Consider the following 22,572-nt stretch of genomic DNA (forward strand, 5'->3'; position numbering starts at 1 on the left):
GGTATCGACGGCAGGGCGCCATTGCATGCAAACTAGCGCACTTTTCGCGCGGCCCCGTCGGCGCGCGCTGTACCGAATATCTCTGTTCCACCGACCTCAGCCCGCTGCGACATGAACAAACCCAGCAGTTACAACGCCGCCGAAATCCAGGTGCTCGAAGGCATCGCGCCGATCCAGAAGCGGCCGGACATGTACACGCGGACCGAAAGTCCGAACCACATCGTGCAGGAAATGATCGACAACGCCTGCGACGAGGCGCAGGGCGGTTTTGCCGATCGGCTGGGCGTGATCATGCACGCCGACGGCTCGGTGACGGTGGAGGACAACGGGCGCGGCATTCCGGTCGATATCCATCCGACCAAGGGCGTGCCGGCGATCGAAGTCATCTTTACCATTCCGCACTCGGGCGGCAAGTTCGAAGGCAAGGCCTACCGCATCGCGGGCGGCCTGCACGGGGTCGGCGTCACGGTCACCAACGCGCTGTCGAAGCGGCTTGAAGCCACCGTGAAGCGCGCCGGCCGCGAGTACGCGATTGCCTTCGACCACGGTGTATCGCAGGGCCTGACCGAAGTCGGCAGCTGCCCGAAAACGCACAACGGCACGCGGGTGCGCGCCTGGCCCGACCCGCGCTATTTCGCCACGGCGAAGATCAAGCGCACCGACGTCGAACATCTGCTGCGCGCGCGCAGCGCCATGCTGCCCGGCGTGCGCATCGTGTTCCAGGACGAGGAAAGCGGCGACACGCGCGAGTGGCACTACGCGAACGGACTGGAAGACTATCTGCGCGAACAGCTGTTCGAGGCGATCGGCGACACGGCACCCGGCGCACCGCGTCAGGAAGTGTTCGCCGGCGCACGCAGCGCGCTGCCCGGCTACGACGCGGGCGAGGGCGCCGAGTGGGCGATCGGCTTCGTCGAAGGCGCCTCGGTGCGCGAATCCTTCGTCAATCTGATTCCGACGCCAGGTGGCGGCATGCACGAATCCGGCATGCGCCAGGCGCTGTTCGAATCGGTGAAGGACTACGCGACGCACCATGGTCTGATGCCGGCCAAGCTGGCGCTGCAGTCGGAAGACGTGTCGCATCACGCCAGCTATGTGCTGAGCGCGCGCGTGCTGGAACCCCGCTTCCAGGGGCAGACCAAGGACAAGCTGAACAACCGCGAGGCGGTGAAGCTGGTGTATGAATCGATCAAGGATGCGCTCGACCGCTGGCTCAATGATCACGCGGCCGAAGCACAGCGCATTGCCGGGTTGGCCATCCGCAGCGCGCAGTCGCGCGCGCGCGCCGGCAAGGTGGTGGAAAAACGCACCGGCTCCGGCGTCACGCTGCTGCCGGGCAAGCTGACCGACGCCACCGGCACCGTGCCGGAGCAGAACGAAATCTTCCTGGTCGAGGGCGATTCGGCCGGCGGCAGCGCAAAGCAGGCGCGCGACCGCACCTTCCAGGCGGTGCTGCCGCTGCGCGGCAAGGTGCTGAATACCTTCGAGATCGACGCGTCGGAAATCTTCGCCAACAACGAGGTGCACGACATCGCGGTGGCGCTGGGCATCGACGCGCACAAGCCGGACGCACCCGACACCGTGCTCGACGGCCTGCGTTACCACAAGGTGATCATCCTGTCGGACGCCGACGTCGATGGCGCGCACATCCAGACGCTGCAGCTCACGCTGTTCCTGCGCCACTTCCCGCGCCTCATCGCGCGCGGGCATGTGTTCATCGGCCAGCCGCCGCTGTACTGCATCAAGATCGCCCCGACCAGGGCGCGCCCGGCACGCCGGCTGTACGCGCTCGACGAAGCCGAGCGCGACAGCATGCTGGACGGCCTGATCAATGACGGCATCGCCGAAAGCGCGCTGACCGTCAGCCGCTTCAAGGGTCTGGGTGAGATGAATCCGGACGAATTGAAGGAAACCGCAATGAATCCGGAAACGCGCCGGCTGATCCGCATCACGCCGGGCGCCGATGCCGACGTGGTGATGAACACCTTCACCATGCTGATGGGCAAGAAGGAAGCCGAGCGTCGCCGCCGCTGGATGGAACAGGAAGGCGACAGCGTGGTGCCCGATGCGTAATCGGAACCCTGTAGGTTGGGGTGAGCGCAGCGACGCCCAACGTACCCGCCATCCCTTTCACGACGCTGCTGGCATATGGGCATGTTGGGCATCGCTTCGCTCACACCAACCTACGAAAAGCCCGAAAGTCACCGCCGGTCCGGTGTTGAGCGACAGCCGGGTGGCAAGCTGTTTCCGCGCGACGACCACGCTGGCATGTTGGGCATCGCTGCGCTCACACCAACCTACGAAGTGCGTTACCCGTCACTGGAGTTCCTGAATTGAGCGACACCCTGTTCGAACCCGACATCGATGACGTGCCGATCGACGCGCATGCGTCGCAGGCCTATCTGACCTATGCCATGTCGGTCGTCACCTCGCGCGCGCTGCCGGGGCTGGAAGACGGCATGAAGCCGGTGCAGCGGCGCATCCTGTTCGCGATGGATGGCTTCGCGCGGCCCGATGCGGCGCACAAGAAGTCGGCGCGCGTGGTGGGCGACGTGATCGGCAAGTACCACCCGCACGGCGATTCGTCGGTGTACGAGGCCATGGTGCGGCTGGCGCAGCCGTTCACGCTGCGCTATCCGCTGATCGACGGTCAGGGCAATTTTGGTTCGATGGACGGCGACAACGCCGCCGCGATGCGTTACACCGAGTGCCGGCTGACCGCCTTTGCACGGCACGTGCTGCTGTCGGAACTGAACGCGGGCGTCATCGACTTCCAGCCGAATTACGACGGTACGCAGCAGGAACCGGCGCTGCTGCCGGCGCGCCTGCCGGTGGTGCTGGCCAACGGAGCGTCCGGCATTGCGGTCGGCATGGCGTGCGAGATTCCGCCGCACAACCTGCGCGAAATCGGCGAGGCGACCTGCCGGCTGCTGGTCGATCCGCGCATGCCGGACGACGACCTCATCGACTGTTTCCAGGGACCGGACTTTCCGAATGGCGCGACGCTCATTTCGTCGCGCGAGAGCATCGTCGCCGCCTACAAGGAAGGGCGCGGCTCGTTCCGCATGCGCGCCAACTACGAAGTCGAGGCGCTGGCGCGCGGCCAGTGGCAGATCGTCGTCACCGCACTGCCGCCCGGTGTCAGCACCGGCGCCATCCTGACCCGCATCGACGATCTTGCGAACCCCAGGCCCAAGGGCGACAAGAAGAAGATCAGCGACGACCAGGCACGGACGAAAACACTGGCCACCTCGCTGATCGACTCGGTGCGCGACGAATCCGATGCGCGCCACCCGGTGCGCCTGGTGATCGAACCGAAGTCGCGCGCGGTGAGCCAGGAAGACCTGCTGGCCTTCCTGTTCGCCTATACCGACCTCGAATGCAACACCAGCCTGAACCTGACGTTGCTCGACACGCGCCGCCGGCCGGGCCAGATCGGCCTGCCGGCGGTGCTGCGCCAGTGGTGCGACTACCGGCTCGCCGCGGTGTCGCGCCGGCTGACCCAGCGCATCGCCGACATCGACGAGCGCATGCACATTCTCGATGGTCGTCTGGCCATCCTGCTCGACATCGACCGCGCGATCGCCATCATCCGTGCCGCCGACGATCCGAAGGCCGACCTGATGGCCGGTTTCGGCATCACCGAGCGGCAGGCCGAGGACGTGCTGGAAATCCGCCTGCGCCAGCTGGCGAAGCTCGAAGCGATCAAGCTGCAGGCGGAGCGCGACGCGCTCGATGCCGAGCGCACCGGCCTGCTGGGCATCCTGGGCAGTGACACCGCACTGCGCCGCTTCGTGCGCGACGAAGTGAAAGCCGATGTCGAACGCTTCGGCGACGAGCGGCGCACCCGGGTGAATGCCGACGTTCAGGCGACGCGCGCGCGCGAAGTGCCGCAGATCGACGAAGCCGTCACCGTCATCGTGTCGCGCGGCGGTTTCGGCCGCCTGCGTTCCGGTCACGACGTCGATGAGGCGGCACTCACCTGGAAGGCCGGTGACGGTCCGCTGGCGGTGCTGAAGTGCCGCACCGTGTGGCCGGTCATCCTGCTCGACGCCGACGGCCGCAGCTACACGATCAAGCCGACCGACCTGCCCAGCGGCAAGGGCGACGGCGTGCCGGTGTCGTCTCTGGCCGATCTGGCTGGCAAGAAGCTGGTCGCGGTGCTGACCGGCGAGCCCGGCAGTCGCTACCTCGTCGCATCGGACGGCGGCTACGGCTTCGTCTGCACCATCGAAGACATGGTGAGTCGCAATCGCGCCGGCAAGGCCTTCCTGAATACCGACGGCACGCTGGCATTGCCGCCGCTGCGGTTGCAGCCGGACGACGCCTGGGTCGTGGCGCTGTCGGGCGATCGCCTGCTGGTGTTCCCGCTCGACGAAATGAAGACGCTGTCCGGCGGCAAGGGCGTGAAGATCATGACGCTGCCCGATGGCGAATCGCTGGCTATGCTGGATCTGTTCCGCGGCCGGCTCGTGCTGAACGTACCCGGTTCGCGCGGGCGCCCGAAGGCACTCACGCTGGACGAAGCGGCACTGATGGCCTGGCGCGGCGTGCGCGCCACCAAGGGGAAGAAGCTGGGCTGATCACCCTCCCGGCAGGCGCATCAGCGCCTCGCCGGCCCGGATGCGGCGGCCAATGACCGTCAGCGGGTGCAGCGCCATCGACGACGGCGCCAGCACGATGATGGTCGAGCCGTGCTGGAACCAGCCCATTTCCTCACCCTTGTGCAGCGTGGCATCGCAGGCCAGCCGGTGCGGACCGCGATAGCCGGCATGCAGCAGCAGGTCGAGACAGTGCAGTCGCAGGCTGGCCACCAGGATGGCCGCGACCGGCACCAGCAGCACCGGCGTGCCATCGGCCAGCGCGGTGGTGATCGCCGCGCGCTCGTTGCGACAATACAGCTTGTCCACCCGTGCCAGCGCCGGCGGATTGACGTTCCAGGTGTCGCCCGGAAAGTAGGTGACGTGCGACACCCGGCAGTCGTGCGGCGCGTGGAAACGGTGATACATCGATGCCGTGATGCGCACGGTGGCATAGCAGCCGTCGCGAAACCGTGCCGCCAGCGCGGCGTCGCCCAGCAGCTCTTCCAGCGTGTAGTGCAGGCCCTTGGCTTGCAGCAGCGTGTCGCCTTCGATGCGGCCGCAAGCCACGACAATACCGTCGCACGGGCTGACCAGCGTGAGCGGATCGGCATCGACCGGTCGCGCGCCGTCGCGCAACTCGCGCACGAAGCAGTCGTGCAAGCTGGTGAAGCACGTCTTTTTCGCTTCGGACAGATCGACGTCACTGAACAGCCGCCATAGCGCGATCGACATGTCGCGCACCAGGGGCTGTTCGATCCGGCTGAACCAGCCGGCGAAGCGGGTCAGGGCGGCACGCGGCACGCGGTTGGTCAGCGCGAAGTTCAGTGCGTCACGCAGCCGCCGGCGGGCCGGCAGATTGGCGTCATTCATGTTGCCGTAACCTCGCACTGATATTTCCGTGAGGCATGACCGAAGCCCTCCCTTTCTATATCGCCGGCGCCGCTGCGCTGCTGGCGCTGCTGCCGCGCGTCAAGCGCCGGCTCGAACTGTCGCGCGCCAAGCACCGCTCGCTCGCCGGCCACGCCAAAATGTCGCGTCGGGTTGCCAAACTGCTGCCTTTCTACGAATTCGACGTGGCAGACGTGTTCGCGGCAGATGACGCGCCGCCCGCCGTGGTCGAACAGCGCCGTCCCGCCTTCGAACGTCTTGCCGCGCTGTACCGCGAGCGCTATGCAAAGACGCGCGCACTGACGGCAGACGTGCAGCCCATGCTGTCCGACCTGCAATTCACCAGCGCCTACCGCGTGCCGTTCCCGTTCAGCCGCCATGTGCGCGAGCACCTGAAGGCCGGCAATTTCGTCGCGTCGTCGTCCGGCGTCACCGTGACCGACCTCGACGGCAACGTTGCCTACGACCTGACCGGCTCGTACGGCGTCAATGTGTTCGGCTACGACTTCTACAAGGGCTGCATGGCGCGCGGCAACGCGCAGGTCGAAGCCCTCGGACCGGTGCTCGGCAGTTTTCACCCGCTGCTCGCCGACAACGTGAAACGGCTGTGCGCGATCTCCGGGCTCGATGAAGTGTCGTTCCACATGTCCGGTACCGAGGCGGTCATGCAGGCGGTGCGACTGGCGCGCTATCACACGCGGCGCAGCCATCTGGTGCGCTTCTGCGGCGCGTATCACGGCTGGTGGGGCGATGTGCAGCCGGGCGTCGGCAATCCGGTCGCGGCCGAACACACCTACACGCTGAAGGACATGCATGCCGACACGCTGCACGTGCTGCGCACCCGGCGCGACATTGCCTGCGTGCTGGTGAACCCGCTGCAGGCCCTGCACCCGAATGCCGGTGCACCCGGCGACTCGTCGCTGGTCGACGGCGGCCGGCGCGCCCATTTCGATCGCGCCGCCTACGCCGACTGGCTGCGCCAGCTGCGCGAAGTGTGCACGGCGCGCGGCATCGTGCTGATCTTCGACGAGGTGTTCGTCGGCTTCCGGCTGGCGCCCGGCGGTGCGCAGGAATACTTCGGCGTGCGCGCCGACATGGTCACTTACGGCAAGACACTGGGCGGTGGCTACCCTGTCGGCGTGGTGTGTGGCAAGGCGGCGCTGATGCGCCGCTACCGCGATGACCGGCCGGCCGACATCTGCTTCGCGCGCGGCACCTTCAATTCGCATCCGCACGTGATGGCCGCGATGAACGAGTTCCTGCGGGCGCTCGACACGCCCGAAATCGCTGCGCTTTACGACGGCCTCGAGGAACGCTGGAACGCGCGTGCCGAAAAGCTGAACATGCTGCTGGCCGAAGCGGATCTGCCGGTGCGGGTGGTGAACCTGTCGTCGATCTGGACCGTGACCTACAGCGTGCCGTCGCGCTACAACTGGATGCTGCAGTACTACCTGCGCGCCGAAGGCCTGGCGCTGAGCTGGGTCGGCACCGGCCGGCTCATCTTCAGCCTGAACTACGGCGATGCCGAATTCGATGCGGTCTGCGAACGTTTCGTCGCCGCCGCGCGGCGCATGCAGGCCGATGGCTGGTGGTGGGTGCCGGAAGGCGCGAGCAACAAGCAGGTGAAGCGCCGCATATTGCGGGAAATGCTGGCGGAGCGGTTTGCGCGGCGCGGTTGAACGCATGACGTGACATGCAGTGAAGGCGAGGGTTAGACCGACGATCGCGGCGGAAATGGAGCGCGGGAGACTGCGAGCACTGCTCCCTGGCCGCGGAACCGGCTGGCGATACAGCCAGCCGTGCCCCGAAGACAGTGCCTCAGGCTTGCGCCGAATGCTGTGCGTGGCGCGGGTCGATCAGCTCGCCGCGCAGCAGATGCAGCGGGGCGCGGTAGTACAGCTTCACGTCATGGAAGGGATCGGTGAGGATTTTGGTCATCCACACCAGGCCGGTCTGCACGTCGCGGATGAAGAACAGATGCACGGTGCGGAACAGCAGACCACCGACGCCCACCGCCAGCCAGATCAGCGACACGTTGTGCACGAAGCCGCGCGCGTCGGCATGCGGCTCGAGCAGGCCGAACAGCGCCGGATCGACGTACAACACCAGCGGCGACAGCGCCCAGACCAACATCAGCACGATCTTGCGTCGCAGGTTGTAGCCGACCTTGATGTCTTCCTTGAATTCGTGGGTCGCCTGATTGACGTGGTCGTAGCCCTTGGGTTCGAAGAAGAAGTGCCCGGACTGACGCGACACCATGGCGACGCCCCAGCTGAGCAGCGCCGCGGCGGCCGGATCGACGAACAGCATTGCATAGGCCGCAAGAAAACTGAGCGCGCTGATCAGGTGCAGGCTCTGGTTGATGCGGCTGTGGTGGTAGTAGCGGTGGTCATCCCAACGCTGGACGTGCAGGGCCTTCAGAAATTCGTTCATGTAACGCCTCCGTAGTGTGTGAAGCCTACGAAGGAGGCGTTACATGAAGAATGCAGTTCGTCTACATCTTGGTGACAGGCTGCCGACGCTCAGAACGCTTCGTCGTTGCGCAGGTAGCGCCACTTGCCGACCGGCAGGTCGGCGAGCGGAATGCGGCCGATGCGCACGCGCTTGAGCGCGACCACTTCGAGGCCGACCGCGTCGCACATGCGGCGGATCTGCCGCTTCTTGCCTTCGCGCAGCACGAAGCGCATCTGTTCCTCGTTCTGCCAGCTCACCTTGGCCGGCTTGAGCGGCTGGTCATCCAGTTCAAGGCCGTGATTGAGCAGTGCCATGGATTCGGCGGGGAAGGTTTCCGACAGCGGGCCTTCGCCGAAGGATTTCGCCGGACGCACGCGCACCAGGTATTCCTTCTCGATTGTCGAATCCTCGCCGATCAGTACGCGGGCAACGCGTCCGTCCTGGGTCAGCACCAGCAGACCGTGCGAATCGATGTCCAGCCGGCCGGCCGGTGCCAGACCGCGCAGATGGTTGCGATTGAAGGTCTGCCCCGACTTGTCGCCCATCCACTGGTTTTCCGGCACGAACAGCACGCTGGCCGGCTCGTGGCCGTCTTCCGCCTGGCCGCTGACGAAACCGACCGGCTTGTGCATCAGCACGGTGACGCGCAGCGCCTGGTCGGCCCGCGCTTCCTTGTTCACTTCGACCTTCTGGTGCGACAGCACGCGCTGGCCCAGCACGGCGACTTCGCCATCGACCGTCACCCAGCCGCGCACGATCCAGTCGTCCGCTTCCCGACGCGATGCCGCACCGCGGTCGGCCAGCCAGCGCGACACGCGGATGCCGTCCTTCGGATGGTCATCGCCTTCTTCGGCCGGCACGGCCTTCACGCGACCTTTCTTGTCCATGTCGCGCTCTTCCCACGGCTTGGCCGGGCGCAGCGGCGCGGCGGCAGGCTTCGCGCTGCGCGCGCGCTCGCTGCCTTCGGCACGCGGCGGACGGCTGTCGCGCTCGGGGCGCGGCGTCCACGGACGCTTCTGTGCGTCGTCGGCACCGGGCGCACGGGCCGGGCGCTCGCCGCGATCGGTACGTGGCGGACGATCGGCGAAGTTGCCGCGCGGCGCGCGTTCGCCGCCTTCTGGGCGCGGCGGACGGCTGTCGCGCTCGGGACGCGGTGTCCACGGACGCTTCTGTGCGTCGTCGGCACCGGGCGCACGGGCCGGGCGCTCACCGCGATCGGTGCGCGGCGGACGATCGGCGAAATTGCCGCGTGGCGCGCGTTCGCCGCCTTCGGCACGCGGCGGACGGCTGTCGCGCTCGGGGCGCGGCGTCCATGGGCGCTTCGGGGCGTCGTCGGCACCGGGCGCACGGGCCGGGCGCTCACCGCGATCGTTACGCGGCGGGCGATCGGCGAAATTGCCGCGCGGCGCGCGTTCGCCACCTTCGGCACGTGGCGGACGGCTGTCGCGCTCGGGACGCGGCGTCCACGGGCGCTTCTGTGCGTCGGCGGCACCGGGCGCACGGGCCGGGCGCTCGCCACGATCGCTACGTGGCGGACGATCGGAAAAATCCTTGCGGGGTGGCCGATCACCCATGTCACGGCGCGGCGCGGCGTCACGGCCGCGCGGCGTCTTGGCGGGGGGCGCGACCTGGGTGGTATTGCGGCTCAATGTCCGGGACTTGGCGGTGCTGTTGCGCACCGGCTTGCGGGCCGGATCGCGGTCCGAGGCGGTCGGGCTGTCGGATTTGCTCGGCAAACCCAGTTTCGGACGAGTGGTCATCGTGAAGTCAACAATCTGTGGACCGCACAGCATAGCGGGGACTTGAAATGTCGGGGGGAAGTCTCAATCTTCCGCGGTTGTCATTTCTTATCACGGAGTCGCCATGTCGGAAACCGCCACCGCCGCCCAGACCATGAATTTCCAGGCCGAGGTGAAGCAACTGCTTCATCTGATGATCCATTCGCTTTACAGCAACCGCGACATTTTCCTGCGCGAACTGGTCAGCAATGCGTCGGACGCCTGCGACAAGCTGCGTTTCGAAGCGATTGCGGATCCGGCCCTGCTCGAATCCGACTCCGACCTGAAGATCCGCGTCGCCTTCGACAAGGTCGCCCGCACCATCACGATCACCGACAACGGCATCGGCATGTCGCGCGACGAGGCGATTTCCCATCTCGGCACGATCGCCCGCAGCGGCACCAAGGAATTCTTTTCCAGCCTGACCGGCGACCAGAAGAAGGACGCCAACCTGATCGGCCAGTTCGGCGTCGGCTTCTACTCCGCCTTCATCGTCGCCGACACCGTCACGGTCACCACGCGCCGCGCCGGGCTGCCGACCACCGACGGCGTGCGCTGGTCGTGCTCGATGACCGGTGACACGGCGGGCGAATACACCGTCGAACAGATCAAGCGCGAGGCGCGCGGCACCGAAATCGTGCTGCACCTGCGCGAGGACCAGGACGAACTGCTGTCCGGTTTCAAGCTGCGCCACATCATCCGCGAATACTCCGACCACATCCTGCAGCCGGTCGTGATGAAGAAGGAAGAGTGGAAAGAGGGCGAGCAGATCACGACCGACGAGGACGAAACGGTCAATCAGGCCAATGCGCTGTGGACCCGCTCGAAGTCGGACATCACCGACGAGCAGTACCAGGAGTTCTACAAGCACGTCAGCCACGACTTCGAGGCGCCGCTGGCCTGGTCGCACGCGCGTGTCGAAGGGCGGCACGAATACACCCAGCTGCTGTTCATCCCGGCTCGCGCGCCATTCGACATGTGGGACCGCAAGACCAAGCACGGCCTGAAGCTGTACGTGCGCCGCGTGTTCATCATGGACGACGCCGACAAGCTGCTGCCGGGCTATCTGCGCTTCGTGCGCGGCGTGGTCGATTCGGCCGACCTGCCGCTGAACGTGTCGCGCGAAATCCTGCAGGAGGGGCGCGACATCGACACCATCCGCTCCGGCTGCACGAAGAAGATCCTGTCGGTGCTGGAAGACCTGGCCGACAACGAAGACCCGGCGCAGAAGGAGAAATTCACCACCTTCTGGCAGGCCTTCGGCAATGTGTTCAAGGAAGGCGTGGGCGAAGACACGGCCAACCGCGAGCGCGTCGCCAAACTGCTGCGCTTCGCGTCCACGCATCTCGATACCGACGAGCAGTCGGTGTCGCTGGCCGACTACCTGTCGCGCATGAAGGACGGCCAGAGCAAGATCTATTACGTCACCGCCGAGTCGTTCAAGGCGGCAAAGAACAGCCCGCACCTGGAAGTGTTCCGCAAGAAGGGCATCGAAGTGCTGCTGATGCACGAGCACATCGACGAGTGGGTGGTCGGCAACATGACCGAGTTCGAAGGCCGTCCGATGGTGTCGGTCGCCAAGGGCGGACTGGATCTGGGCGCGATGGAAGATGAAGCCGAGAAGCAGGCACGCGAACGCGACGAGGGCGAATTCAAGCCGCTGGTCGAGCGCCTGCAGGCGACGCTTGCCGAACAGGTGAAGGAGGTGCGCATCACGCATCGCCTGACCGATTCGCCAGCCTGCCTGGTGTCGGACGAATTCGAGATCGGCGGCAATCTGGCGCGCATCCTGAAGTCGGCCGGTCGCGATGCGCCGGCGTCCAAGCCGACGCTCGAAATCAACCCGCAGCACCCGGTGGTGCAGCGCTTGCGCAACGAAGACGCGCATTTCGATGACTGGGCCGCGGTGCTGTTCGATCAGGCCCTGCTGGCCGAAGGCGGCGCACTGGAAGATCCGGCCACGTTCGTACGCCGCATGAACCAGCTCATGCTGGCGATGAGCGGCGAACGCGCACCGGGCTGACACGCGATCACGCGACGGCCGGCGATGTGAAAAGGGCGCTTCAGCATGAAGCGCCCTTTTTTCTTCCCGCCGGCGTCGATGGTGGCCGCTTGCTGCGCGCCTGGGGTCAGCCGCCTGCCTGCGCGCGCGCGAAGCGCTCGAATTCACCCGGGGCGAGCGGCGACGCGAACAGATAGCCCTGGTATCGCAGACAACCGTATTCACGGAGGCGGTCCCGTTGCGCGGTCGTCTCCACCCCCTCGGCGATCACCTCGAGGCCAAGTATCTGCCCCATCATGACGACGGCGCGCACGATGGCTTCATCCTCCCCATCGCTGGCAACGTCGCGCACGAACGCCTGGTCGACCTTGAACTGATCGAGCGGCAGGCGCTTGAGGCAAGACAGTGACGAGAAGCCGGTGCCGAAGTCATCCAGCGACAGCGCAACACCCAGCGCCTTGATCTGCTGCATGCGCAGGATGGTGTTTTCGATGTCCTTGATGACCAGACTTTCGGTCAGTTCCAGCATGAGGCGGGCCGGATCGGCGCCGGTCTCCCGGATGATCGACGCCAGATCATCGACAAAGTCATTCTGGTGAAACTGGCGTGCGCCGATATTGACGGCAACGATCACATGACGAGTAGCGTCCGACGCTGACCAATCACGGATCTGCCGACAGGCAGCCTCCAGCATCCAGCGGCCGAGCGGCCGGATCAGATCCGTCGCCTCGGCCAGTGGAATGAAATCGACGGGTGGCACCAGGCCGCGCGTCGGGTGCTGCCAGCGCAGCAGCGCTTCGGCGCCGACCACGCGTTCCGCATCGTCCAGTTGCGGTTGATAGAGGGCTTGCAGCTGTCCGCGGCTGACGGCGAGGCGCAGATCGGCTTCGAGCGCGCTGCGCGCTTCGAGCGCCGTCTGCATCGCGGGGTCGAAAAAGCGCAGCGAATTCCGGCCGGTATTCTTGGCTTCGTACATCGCGAGGTCGGCGTTCTTCAACAGCGCGTCCACCGCGATTTCGTGGTGGCGGAACATCGCGATTCCGATGCTGCTCGTGCAATGAAAGTCGCCGCCGTCCAGCGCGTAGGGTTTCGACAGCGCCTCGCGTATCTTTTCACCGACCAGTCTGGTTTGCGCTGCGGCCTCGTGCGCGTCCGTGCTCAGATTGAGCAGCATTACCACGAATTCGTCTCCGCCCAGCCGCGCAACGGTATCGCCTTCGCGCACATTCTGCTGGATGCGCTGCGCCGCCTGCAGCAACAGCTGGTCGCCCACGTCGTGACCCCGGGTGTCGTTCAGCGCCTTGAAGTGGTCCAGATCGAGAAAAAGCAGGGCGCCGGATGCGTTGCTGCGGGCGCTGCCGGCCATCGCCTGGGCGATGCGGTCGAGCAGCAGGCGGCGGTTCGGCAGGTGAGTGAGCGGATCGAAATAGGCCAGCCTGTGGATTTCGGTTTCGGCTTCGAGGTGACGAGTGATTTCCGAAAAGGCGCCGACATAATGCGTCGTCTGTCCTTCCGGGCTCTTCACCGCGGAAATGGTGAGCCATTCGGCAAACAGTTCGCCATTCTTGTGGCGATTCCACAGCCGGCCCTGCCAGTAGCCGCAGGCTTTGAGCGTGTCCCACATCTGCCGATAGAAATCGCTGCTCTGTCGCCCTGAAGCAAGGATGTTCGGCGTGCGGCCGATGGCCTCGTCTGCGGCGTAACCGGTCAGCTGCGTGAAGGCATTGTTGACCCGGATGATCACGCCGGACGGATCGGTCACCATCATGCCTTCCTGCGACTCGAAGGCGATGGCCGCGATGCGGCGTTCCTCTTCGTTGCGTTTGCGGCGCGCGGTGATGTCGCTGATGGCAACCCGCAATTGAGGCGTCGAGGCGTCGTCGCTGCTGCTGCGCAGACAATCGAGGCAGGCGTCGAAAAAAGTGCCGTCGCTGCGCTGCAAGGTCAGTTCGCAGGTCGTGCTGCCGTCTTGTCTGAAGGCCCGCATGAAGTGCCGATGCCAGAAATCGCGATCTTCGGCGACGATGAAGCGTGCGAAACGCCGCCGCAACAGCTTGCTGCGTTCCTCGCCGAGCAGCGTGGCGCCGGTCAGGTTGATGGCGGCGATCTGGTCATCGCGGGTCAGCGTCATGTAGCCAATCGGGGCGAGTTCGTACAGATCAAGGTATCTGTCGCGCGATTCCTCCAGTGCAATCTGGGTCTGGGCGAGGGCTTCGTTCTGCATTTCGAGCTCGATCTGGTGCACCTGCAATTCGTGCAGCAGTTCGTCTGCAGGGCGTCGGGGCGCCACATACGGCCGTGCGAGCGCGAGCCTGGCTTCGGCGGCCGTGCGCAGATCGGCGCACACTTCGACAGCGAGTTTTACAGGCATCAGCAACCGCCTCATCGGGGTTTCGTGGGCACCAGACGGCTACGGGACTGCTCCGGAGCTACCATTCGGGTCGGGTGAAGTATCGCCCGCGATCAGCCTGGCAACAGTGCCAGAACGCAAAATGGCCCGCGCGCGCCGTACGTTGGCCGCTCATCCATCGCCGGACGGGGTCGCTCCCATCGCCAGCAGGATGAGTGGTGGCTGCCCGCTTTCGCCGACAACCCGACGGGCATTGAGCGTGATCCGGCGATGACCTCTTGCAGGGATGTCGATATCGATCGCCAGGTCCTTCATCATGTGGTCGCGCAGCAGCAGGTTTTCAAGCAATTCGCGCAGCGCGGGCACGTTCCATCGACCTTGGCCCAGTTCGTAGAGCGAACGCCCCAGGGTATCGTCCGCATCGGTACCGAAGCGTTGGTAGAAGGAGCGGCTGGCCGACACCACCCGCATATCCGCGTCGAGCACGACCAGCGGTTCGGGTACGGTATCGACGATGCTCTCGGCCAGCTGACGGGCCTTGTGTTCGGCAGCTTCCGCCTCGATGCGCTTGCTGATGTCGTTGAAGGTCAGCACCACGCCCTCGATCACATTGTCCAGCGTGCGGTAGGGCTGGATCCGGGCAAGATAGATGGCACCCGCACCGGTGCGCACTTCGCGCTCGAACGGCACCAGCGTGTCGAGCACCGTCTGCACAGCGACGTCGAGTTCTTCCGTCAGATCTGATTTGATGTCCGTCAGCGGTCGCCCGACATCGGTCGCGACCAGCCGGTAGATATGTACCGCCTCGCGGGTATAGCGGCGAATCGCGAGCTGCTGGTCGAGAAAGACGGTGCCGACATTGATGTTGTCGAGCAGATTTTTCATGTCGTCCTGCATGCTTGCGAGCTGTTCGATCTTGGCCTGAAGTTCGGTATTGACCGAAATCAGCTCCTCGTTGACCGACTGCAGTTCTTCCTTCGACGTTTCGAGTTCTTCGTTGGTGGACTGCAGTTCCTCGTTGGTGGACTGCAGTTCTTCGTTTGCGGATTTCAGTTCCGCGTTCGACGCCTGCTTCTCCTCGATGGTCGCCTGCAGGTTGTCCCGCGTGTAGGCGAGGTCGCGCTCCAGTTCTCCGATGCGCTGCAGTTCCGGAGATCCTTCGACGCGCAGCTTGCGCCGGCCCTTCGGCAATGCCGGCTCGACGAATTCCTCGAAGCTGATGAGCAGCAGCGCCTGGCCGCTTTCCGGACCCGCCAGCGGGCGCACGCTGAGTTTCGCCTTCTGCGCGTCGCTGCCGTCCGTGCCGATGGAGACCTCCCGGCCCAGCGTTGCCTGACCCTGCGCCACGCCAGCCTGCAGCGCGTTGCGCAGTTCGATCTGCAGTCCTTCGCGTGCCATGTCGACCACGTTCAGCGAGGCCTGTCCCGGCGCCGGCCTCAAATACCGACCGGTTTCACCATGCACGAAAAGGATGTCGCCCTTCGGGTCGGTCAACACCGACGCTGGCGCATACGCCTGCAGCAGCGCGCGTCGCGTGAAATCCGAGAAATTTGCCGACTTGACCGCCACTTTTGTCGTTTCTCCGATATCCCTGCTGCCGGTCGCCACGGTCGATGCCGGGTGACCGTTCAGCATGAGCCGCGTCGGCAGTACCGAATGGACTGCCCGATAGAATTTCCACTTGCGGTTGATGGCCGAAAAAAGCTCCGGGTGTTTACCGGTGCTTTCCGCTGGCGACAGGAACAGGACGCCGCCCGGCTTGAGCGCGTAATGAAAGGAGCCGATCAGCCGATTCTGCAGTTCCGGCTCGAGATAGATCATCAGATTGCGGCAACTGAGCATGTCGAGCCGGGTGAACGGAGGATCCTTGATCGCGTTCTGCGAAGCGAACACGATCATTTCACGAACTTCCTGTTTGACCCGGTAACCGCCGTCCTCCTTGCCGAAGAAGCGGTGCAGCCGTTCAGGCGTGATATCGGCTGCAATGTTCGGCGGATACAGACCGGCGCGAGCGACTGCGATCGCGTCGTCGTCCAGATCCGTGCCATAGAACTGGACCTTCATCTGCTGCTGCGTGTCGTCCATGAATTCACGCAGCACCATGGCGATGGAATACGCCTCTTCGCCGGTCGAGCAGGCAGCCACCCAGATGCGCAACACGTAGTCTTCGGGCTTGCCGGCGAACAGCAGCGGAAAGATGTCCTGCCGGAGAACATCGAAGGCTTCGCGATCACGGAAGAAGCGCGTGACGTTGATCAGCAGTTCCTTGAACAACGCCCGCGCCTCTTCGGGGTGTTCCTTCAGGTAACGCGTGTACAGATCGATGCCGGCGAGATCGTGCTGCGCCATGCGTCGCTCGATGCGGCGGCCTATCGTGCTTTTCTTGTACAGCGAAAAATCGTGGCCGGTGGCGGAGCGAAGCAGGGTCAGCAGGCGATCGATGCCGCCCTTGTGCAATGGCTCGACGTGACCTGTATTCGTTGGGACTCCGGACCCTTCGAGCCGCTTCGGCAGGTCGGCACACAGCAGCGGGGGCATCTTTTCGACCGGCAGCACATGCATCGCATAGCCGGACTGAATGGCGCTCAGGGGCATGCCGTCGTATCTGGCATCGGCCGGCTCCTGCACCAGCGTGATGCCGCCCGCTGCGCGTATGGCGCGCATGCCGAGCGTGCCGTCAGTACCCGTTCCGGAAAGAATGATGCCGACCGCGAGCTCGCCCTGGTCTTCGGCGAGCGAACGGAAAAAGGCATCGATCGGCATGCGCTGCCCGCGCGGCGCAAGCGGCAGCGTCAGGTACAGGGCGCCTTTCGAGATCGTCATGTCGCGGTTGGGTGGAACGATATAAAGCGTATCGGGCACGACGATCACGCCATCCTGTGCCTCGACGACTCGCAGGCTCGTGTAGCGCTGAAGAATTTCCGTGAGCATGCTTGCATGGCCGGGATCGAGATGCGGCACCAGCACGAAGCCCAGGCCGCTGACCGCCGGCACGTTGCGAAAAAAGGTTTCGTAGGCGTCGAGCCCGCCGGCCGAGCCGCCGAGTGCAACGATGGCGAGTGGCGACGCTGCCACGATGGCGGTCGGTCGATCAGGCGCCGATGCGGTCTCGCGCGAACGACGCTGCGCCGCGCTGCTGCCCTGCTTGTCGTTCATTGTTGTCCCGTCACCGCGTTGCAGCGCCTCTGCACGCTGTCAGGGAGGGTAATGTAGCTGCGCCGGGACCGTTTTGTTCGCCTCTCGTCGGTCAGGAGTCCGATCGGCTTCAGCCGTCGTTGCCGACGTCGCGTTGCAACCGGCGCCAGCGGGTGGTTGCCTGTCCGGGCTCAGACGCGGAACACTTGCACCGCCTCCTGCAGGTTCTGCGCGGAACTGGCCAGTTCGGTGCCCTGACGGGCGGTTTCTTCGGCCACATTCGCGTTCTGTTCGGACAGCGAAAACAGCAATTCGGTATTGCGCACGATTTCACCGACTGACGCGTTCTGTGCACCGAGGCTGCTGCTGATGGTCGCCGACTTGCCGGACAGTGCCTGCAGTCGCTGCAGGATGCCGTCGAACTCGCTCACCGCGGCGGCGGTGTTCTGCGTCGCCACCGTCACTTCGTCATTCGAGCCGCGCACCAGGGTGATCGTCTCTTCCGCATCGTCGCGGATGCGCACCACCAGTTCGCTGATGTCGTTCGACGAGGCCTGACTGCGCTGCGCCAGCTTGCGGACTTCGTCGGCCACCACCGCAAAGCCGCGTCCCTGTTCGCCGGCGCGTGCCGCTTCGATGGCCGCATTGAGCGCCAGCAGATTGGTCTGGTCCGACAGTTCCTTGATCAGTTCGTTGATACGGTTGATGGCGCGTGAGTCATCCACCAGCCGTTCGATCACGGTGAGCGAATCGGCCATCTTGCCGGATGCCGCATGCACGCTGTCCAGCGCGCCTTCAAGTGTCCGCTTGCCCGACTGCGATGCCGCACCCGCCGCCTGCGACAGGGCGCTGGCTTCGTGTGCCAGCGACTCCACATCCTGGATCTTGCCGCTCATCTGTGCGATTGCACTGCCCACCGCGCGGATCGAATCGAGCTGACGCGTGACCGTTACGCGTGCATCGCCCGACGCATGCGACAGTTCCACCGCCGATCCGGTAAGCGTGGTCGACAGCGCCTGCAGCCGTTCGACCAGCTGCTTGACCGCCTTGCGCGCCGCATTGTATTCGTAGCCCAGCCAGGCAAAATCGTCCTTGCCGTCGAGATTGATCCGGTGGTCGAGCCGCCCCTCGGCCAGCGCATGCAGGCCGCCGACGATGATTTCCGCCCGCGCGCCGTAGAAGCGGCCCATGAAGTGGCCGGTCAGCGCGCCGCCCGTCAGCAACAGCAATGACACGCCGATCTGCACCGGCCAGTTGCCACCACCCGAAACCATGTTGAAGGCTGCGCAGCAGATCAGCGCCGACGACGCGCCGAACAACGTGAATGCCTTTTTCACGCTCAAATTCTTAAGCATGTCTTTCCCCTGCACGACGACATGGCGAACGACGGCCCGCGCAGCTGTCCCGAACTTCTGATTACGGATGATCCGCAGGTCAGCTTGAGGTCAGCCCTGCCAAATGGCCGTGTCAGCGCGGTGCGGACGAAAAAAATCCGCGGGCGGACAAGCCGCGCGCGGATAAGGGGAATGTCCGGCTGAAAGACTAGTCGCTGCTGCTCATGAAGCCGAACAGCTGCAGCAGGGATGTGAAGAGGTTGAAGATCGACACGAACAGGCCGGTTGTGGCCATGACGTAATTCGTCTCGCCGCCGCGCACGATGCGCTGGGTTTCAAAGGCGATCATGCCGGCCATCAGCAGCACCACCGCCGCAGACACCGTCAGCGACAGCGCCGGTATCTGGAAGAAGATCGCGCCCAGACCGGCCAGGATCGCCACCACCATGCCGATGAACAGGAAGCCACCCATTCCGCTCAGATCGCGCTTGGTGACGCTGGCCCACGTCGACATCGCAAGGAAAACACCGGCCGTGGCGCCGAGCGCCATCGTCACGATCTGGCCGCCGCCCGGCAGCGCGATGACCGACGACAACAGCGGGCCGATGGTGTAGCCCATGAAGCCGGTCAGCGCGAACGTGAGCAGCACGCCGACGCCGCTGTCGCGGAAACGGCTGATGGCGAACAGCAGGCCGAAAAAGCCGGCCAGCGTCAGCAGGATGCCCGGCGCCGGCCACGCCATCGCCGCAGCGGTACCGGCGATCAGCGCGCTGAAGGCCAGATTGATGCCGAGCAGCATGTAGGTATTGCGCAACACCTTGCGCGGCGCATCGGCCAGCGTCGAGCCGACCTCTTCATAAGGCAGCGTCGTGATGTCGGCGCCGCGTTTCGATCGCAGTTCCATATGGATATCTCCTGTAGATTCAGATTGCTTCAAATTCGGGCTGAGGTGCCGCCATCGTGGTCGCCTGACGGGCGCGGCGCATGGTGCGAACCACGCGCTGGCTCGCCCTGGCGAGCGCGGTATCGATCGCCTTGCGCCAGTTGCGTCCGGTCGCGGACACGACGACGGGACGGGCGCCGGTCAGCCTCAGTTCGACCTGTACGTGCTTGTCCTCGCCACCTTTCGGCCCATTCAGATCGGACAGGCTGACCCGCGCCTTCGGGATACGCCAGGCAAGACGCCGCAGCACCACGCGCAGCCGGTTTTCGGCCACGCTGCGCAGGGCACTTGCTTCGGCACTTCGTGATTCGACGATGACTTGCATGACAGTCCTCCTGTGGATGAACGAGTGCTTACCTTACGCGCCGATGGAGTTCCTTTAAACACACCTTTGTAGTACCTTGACTTCGTATTTTTAGAACTCAGGTGTGCCTGTGCTCAATTACCGTCACCTGTATTACTTCTGGGTCGCGACGAAGGAAGGCGGCATCGCGCGCGCAGCCGAGCGTCTCGACATGGCGGTGCAGACCGTCAGCACGCAGATCCACACGCTGGAAGCGGCGCTCGGCCATGCGCTGTTCAAGCCATCGGGCCGCAGTGTCGAACTGACCGCCGCCGGCGTTGCGGCGCTGCGCTACGCAGAGCAGATCTTCCAGCTGGGCGAACAGCTGCCGCTGGCGGTGCGTGAAGCCGCGTCGTCACAGGGCGTGCGTCTGTCGGTCGGCATCTCCGACGGTCTGCCGAAGCCGGTTGCGCGCCATCTGCTGTTGCCTGCGACCGACACCGAAGGTCTGCATCTGCTGTGCAGCGAGGGGGAATTCGACGACCTGCTGGCCGATCTCGCGCTGCACCGGCTGGACGTGGTACTGGCCGACCGCCCGGCGCCGGTCAATCCGAATCTGAAGGTGTACAGCCATGCGCTCGGCGAGGCCGCACTGATGTGGTACGCCGCGCCCGCACTGCGCGCCTTGTCCGATGCGGCGTTTCCAGCCTGTCTCGACCAGATGCCGCTGCTGCTGCCGAGCCGCCACGCAGCGGTGCGTGCCCGCATCGACGACTGGTTCGACCGCAAGAACCTGCGCCCGCGCGTGGCCGGCGAATTCGAGGACAGCGCGTTGCTGGCCACCTTCGGCGAAAGCGGTCTGGGTGCATTTCCGGCGACCGAGTGGTCGCACGACGAACTCACCACCCAGCGCGGCCTGCAGCTGCTCGGTCGCTGCGACGAAGTGGTCGAGCACTTCTATGCCATTTCCGCAGAACGCCGCGTGCAGCATCCGCTGGTGCAGAAGGTGCTCGGCCAGCAAGAATCGGATCGTACCGGTCTGTCGTAGGAGCGGACCCTGTCCGCGATGCGAAAGTTGAGCGCGCGCCGTCGCCGATCGGGAAACGGCAGGCCAACTTCAGCTGGACAAACCGCCATCTACGCCAGGACGAAACGGTTCAGTGCTGCCGTCCGTCCGGCACACTGGCCGGCTGCACGCCGACAATCCACCCCTCCACCGGATCGATCTGCAGTGGCAACCCGTAGCCGGCATCGCGCCGTGTCCAGGCCCAGGCCGCTTCGACCAGGCAGAGCACGCAGTCGAGCAGGTCGCCGGTGCCGTCGGTGGCCATCGCATCGAACAGTGCGACGTCGTCACAACGCAAAGCCACACCGAGCGGATGTGCACCGCGCTGCAAGGCTTCGATGATCAGCATGCGGCTGGCCAGGCGGGCGCGGGTCTGCCCGGCGGCCGATTCACTCTTGTACGAGGTGGACACGATGCTGCGCGCCAGCCAGCCCGGGTAGGCCTCCAGCGCCACGCGCGAACCGTCTCCGCCATGCATGCCCGGCAGATGCACGCCGGCCTCGAGCAGGCGGCGTGCACCTTCATGAAACATCCAGCCGACCGGCGGATTGACGAATTTCATCGGACTGTGCGAACCGGCCGGCCGGTCCGTCACACGGTGGGTATATTTCTGTCCGACCGGTCGCGGCGCACGCTCGGCATCGGCCAAAGCCTTGAATTCATTACGGGAAAGCTGCGACACGGCACGCACCATGCCTGCCCAGTCGGTCGGCCAGCCGTGTTCCAGCACCGATTCGCGCGGCAGACCGAAAGGAAAGTCGAACGCCCCCAGCCACGGGCCGGGCCGCATCAGGAAGGCTTCGAAGGCGCTCCACGCGGGGAGTCGCTCGATCGATTCGAGGATCAGGATACCGTCGTCGGCGAGGTGCCCGCGGGCCACGGTGACCGGTTTTCGCGACGACGGGGAAGAGGTGAAATCGATGCCGTACAGCGTACTCATTGGCCAAGGATACGCCGGACAGGCAGATCACTGACTATCGGGAATCCATTTTCATCTTTCGCAGCACTGCGACGACGACGAGGCCAGCGGCCAGAAGCGGGGCACCGGCTGGCTCGGGCACGTTGCTGGCGATGAATATCGGAGGCAAGCCCGCGCCCCCGGCCAAGGCGAGCCCGCCGCCGGCGACGAGGCTGCCACCCTGGACGCTCACGCCACCACTGTTGATCAGGACCACGCGACCGCCGATCCGGAGTGACGCACCTTCCCGCACGATCAGGTTGGACAGCGTAATCTGGGGCGGGTCAACAAAAGTTGCACCCCCGTCGATCACGGCGCCGATATTGAAAACCTTCCAGTCAACCGGATGAGGGGACGGCGCTTGAGGAGCCGGAGGAAGTGACGAATCACCGCCCGGGCCGCTGATGAAGCGGATATCGTCGCCGGACAGCACCGACACCCGGTCGACGTCGATAGCGGACGCCGTCAGCTCGATCAGCGGCGCCTGGACCTGCAGACGTCGCATCGTCAGCGTGCCACTGGCCTCGATCACCACCTTGAGCGGATCACCGATCACGGCGTCGCTCAGCGACAGATCTCCGCTGCAGCTCAGATGCGTCGAATCTTCCTCGAACACGTTCATGACACCACTGCAGACAAGGCTGCCCGACACGGACGACAGTGCGGGCAGCGGCATCAGGCCCGCGCCGACAAGACCCACGGCAACGAAGAACGTACGCATGGAAATACTCCTTGGGCAATTTTTCCGCATAGGATAAATGCATCATCGCCCGCGGTCGATACGTCGAAAGTGCTACG

Annotated in this window: 16 protein-coding genes; 6 read left to right on the top strand and 10 right to left on the bottom strand. The window is 65.0% G+C overall.

Annotation, left to right across the window (positions count from 1 at the left end; genetic code table 11):
- Nucleotides 1–111 precede the first annotated feature (111 nt).
- The 3 genes from Q8Q80_RS10500 (at nt 112) to parC (ending at nt 4,583) form a co-directional block, all read left to right on the top strand.
- Nucleotides 112–2,073, top strand: a complete 1,962-nt coding sequence (locus Q8Q80_RS10500; RefSeq protein WP_305632857.1) for a DNA topoisomerase IV subunit B — start codon at nt 112–114, stop codon at nt 2,071–2,073.
- A gap of 81 nt (nt 2,074–2,154) precedes the next feature.
- The gene (locus Q8Q80_RS10505; RefSeq protein WP_305632858.1) at nt 2,155–2,337 is read left to right on the top strand and encodes a hypothetical protein; all 183 of its coding nucleotides are present in this window, start codon (nt 2,155–2,157) and stop codon (nt 2,335–2,337) included.
- Nucleotides 2,334–4,583, top strand: a complete 2,250-nt coding sequence (parC, locus tag Q8Q80_RS10510; protein ID WP_305632859.1) for a DNA topoisomerase IV subunit A — start codon at nt 2,334–2,336, stop codon at nt 4,581–4,583. Before Q8Q80_RS10505 ends, parC begins: the two co-directional genes overlap by 4 nt.
- On the opposite strand, the gene asd is transcribed toward parC, so the two are convergent.
- On the bottom strand, nt 4,584–5,453 hold the full coding sequence (asd, locus tag Q8Q80_RS10515) for an archaetidylserine decarboxylase (RefSeq protein WP_305632860.1): 870 nt from the start codon (nt 5,451–5,453) through the stop codon (nt 4,584–4,586).
- A gap of 35 nt (nt 5,454–5,488) precedes the next feature.
- Between asd and Q8Q80_RS10520 the strand changes: the two genes are divergently transcribed.
- Nucleotides 5,489–7,150 (top strand): aminotransferase class III-fold pyridoxal phosphate-dependent enzyme, encoded by a 1,662-nt coding sequence (locus Q8Q80_RS10520; protein WP_305632861.1) that lies wholly within the window; start codon nt 5,489–5,491, stop codon nt 7,148–7,150.
- A 139-nt stretch (nt 7,151–7,289) separates the two neighbouring features.
- On the opposite strand, the gene Q8Q80_RS10525 is transcribed toward Q8Q80_RS10520, so the two are convergent.
- Together Q8Q80_RS10525 and Q8Q80_RS10530 are read right to left on the bottom strand one after the other, a co-directional pair.
- A complete protein-coding gene (locus Q8Q80_RS10525) occupies nt 7,290–7,904 on the bottom strand; it encodes a hypothetical protein (RefSeq protein WP_305632862.1) in 615 nt (204 codons plus the stop codon).
- 89 nt (nt 7,905–7,993) lie between these two features.
- Nucleotides 7,994–9,685 carry a pseudouridine synthase gene (locus tag Q8Q80_RS10530; protein WP_371132742.1) on the bottom strand — a complete coding sequence of 564 codons (1,692 nt, stop codon included), beginning with the start codon at nt 9,683–9,685 and terminating at the stop codon, nt 7,994–7,996.
- A 103-nt stretch (nt 9,686–9,788) separates the two neighbouring features.
- Here Q8Q80_RS10530 and htpG point away from each other — a divergent pair, with 103 nt between their 5' ends.
- Complete coding sequence (gene htpG, locus Q8Q80_RS10535) at nt 9,789–11,726, top strand: molecular chaperone HtpG (RefSeq protein WP_305632864.1); 1,938 nt, start codon at nt 9,789–9,791, stop codon at nt 11,724–11,726.
- Nucleotides 11,727–11,832: 106 nt separating this feature from the next.
- On the opposite strand, the gene Q8Q80_RS10540 is transcribed toward htpG, so the two are convergent.
- From Q8Q80_RS10540 to Q8Q80_RS10560, 5 genes are all read right to left on the bottom strand, one after another.
- Nucleotides 11,833–14,076, bottom strand: a complete 2,244-nt coding sequence (locus Q8Q80_RS10540) for a bifunctional diguanylate cyclase/phosphodiesterase (RefSeq protein ID WP_305632865.1) — start codon at nt 14,074–14,076, stop codon at nt 11,833–11,835.
- A 150-nt stretch (nt 14,077–14,226) separates the two neighbouring features.
- The gene (locus Q8Q80_RS10545; protein ID WP_305632866.1) at nt 14,227–17,211 is read right to left on the bottom strand and encodes a chemotaxis protein CheB; all 2,985 of its coding nucleotides are present in this window, start codon (nt 17,209–17,211) and stop codon (nt 14,227–14,229) included.
- A gap of 170 nt (nt 17,212–17,381) precedes the next feature.
- On the bottom strand, nt 17,382–18,545 hold the full coding sequence (locus tag Q8Q80_RS10550; RefSeq protein WP_305632867.1) for a methyl-accepting chemotaxis protein: 1,164 nt from the start codon (nt 18,543–18,545) through the stop codon (nt 17,382–17,384).
- 187 nt (nt 18,546–18,732) lie between these two features.
- Nucleotides 18,733–19,428, bottom strand: a complete 696-nt coding sequence (locus Q8Q80_RS10555) for a Bax inhibitor-1/YccA family protein (RefSeq protein ID WP_305632868.1) — start codon at nt 19,426–19,428, stop codon at nt 18,733–18,735.
- A 19-nt stretch (nt 19,429–19,447) separates the two neighbouring features.
- Nucleotides 19,448–19,792: an HPF/RaiA family ribosome-associated protein gene (locus Q8Q80_RS10560; protein ID WP_257078559.1), complete on the bottom strand. Its 345-nt coding sequence runs from the start codon at nt 19,790–19,792 to the stop codon at nt 19,448–19,450.
- Between the two features lie 103 nt (nt 19,793–19,895).
- Between Q8Q80_RS10560 and Q8Q80_RS10565 the strand changes: the two genes are divergently transcribed.
- The gene (locus tag Q8Q80_RS10565; RefSeq protein ID WP_305632869.1) at nt 19,896–20,798 is read left to right on the top strand and encodes a LysR family transcriptional regulator; all 903 of its coding nucleotides are present in this window, start codon (nt 19,896–19,898) and stop codon (nt 20,796–20,798) included.
- Between the two features lie 109 nt (nt 20,799–20,907).
- On the opposite strand, the gene Q8Q80_RS10570 is transcribed toward Q8Q80_RS10565, so the two are convergent.
- Complete coding sequence (locus Q8Q80_RS10570) at nt 20,908–21,756, bottom strand: DUF429 domain-containing protein (RefSeq protein WP_305632870.1); 849 nt, start codon at nt 21,754–21,756, stop codon at nt 20,908–20,910.
- Nucleotides 21,757–21,790: 34 nt separating this feature from the next.
- Nucleotides 21,791–22,495: a hypothetical protein gene (locus Q8Q80_RS10575; RefSeq protein ID WP_305632871.1), complete on the bottom strand. Its 705-nt coding sequence runs from the start codon at nt 22,493–22,495 to the stop codon at nt 21,791–21,793.
- Between the last annotated feature and the right edge of the window lie 77 nt (nt 22,496–22,572).

Source organism: Methyloversatilis sp. (assembly GCF_030698125.1).
Lineage (GTDB): Bacteria > Pseudomonadota > Gammaproteobacteria > Burkholderiales > Rhodocyclaceae > Methyloversatilis.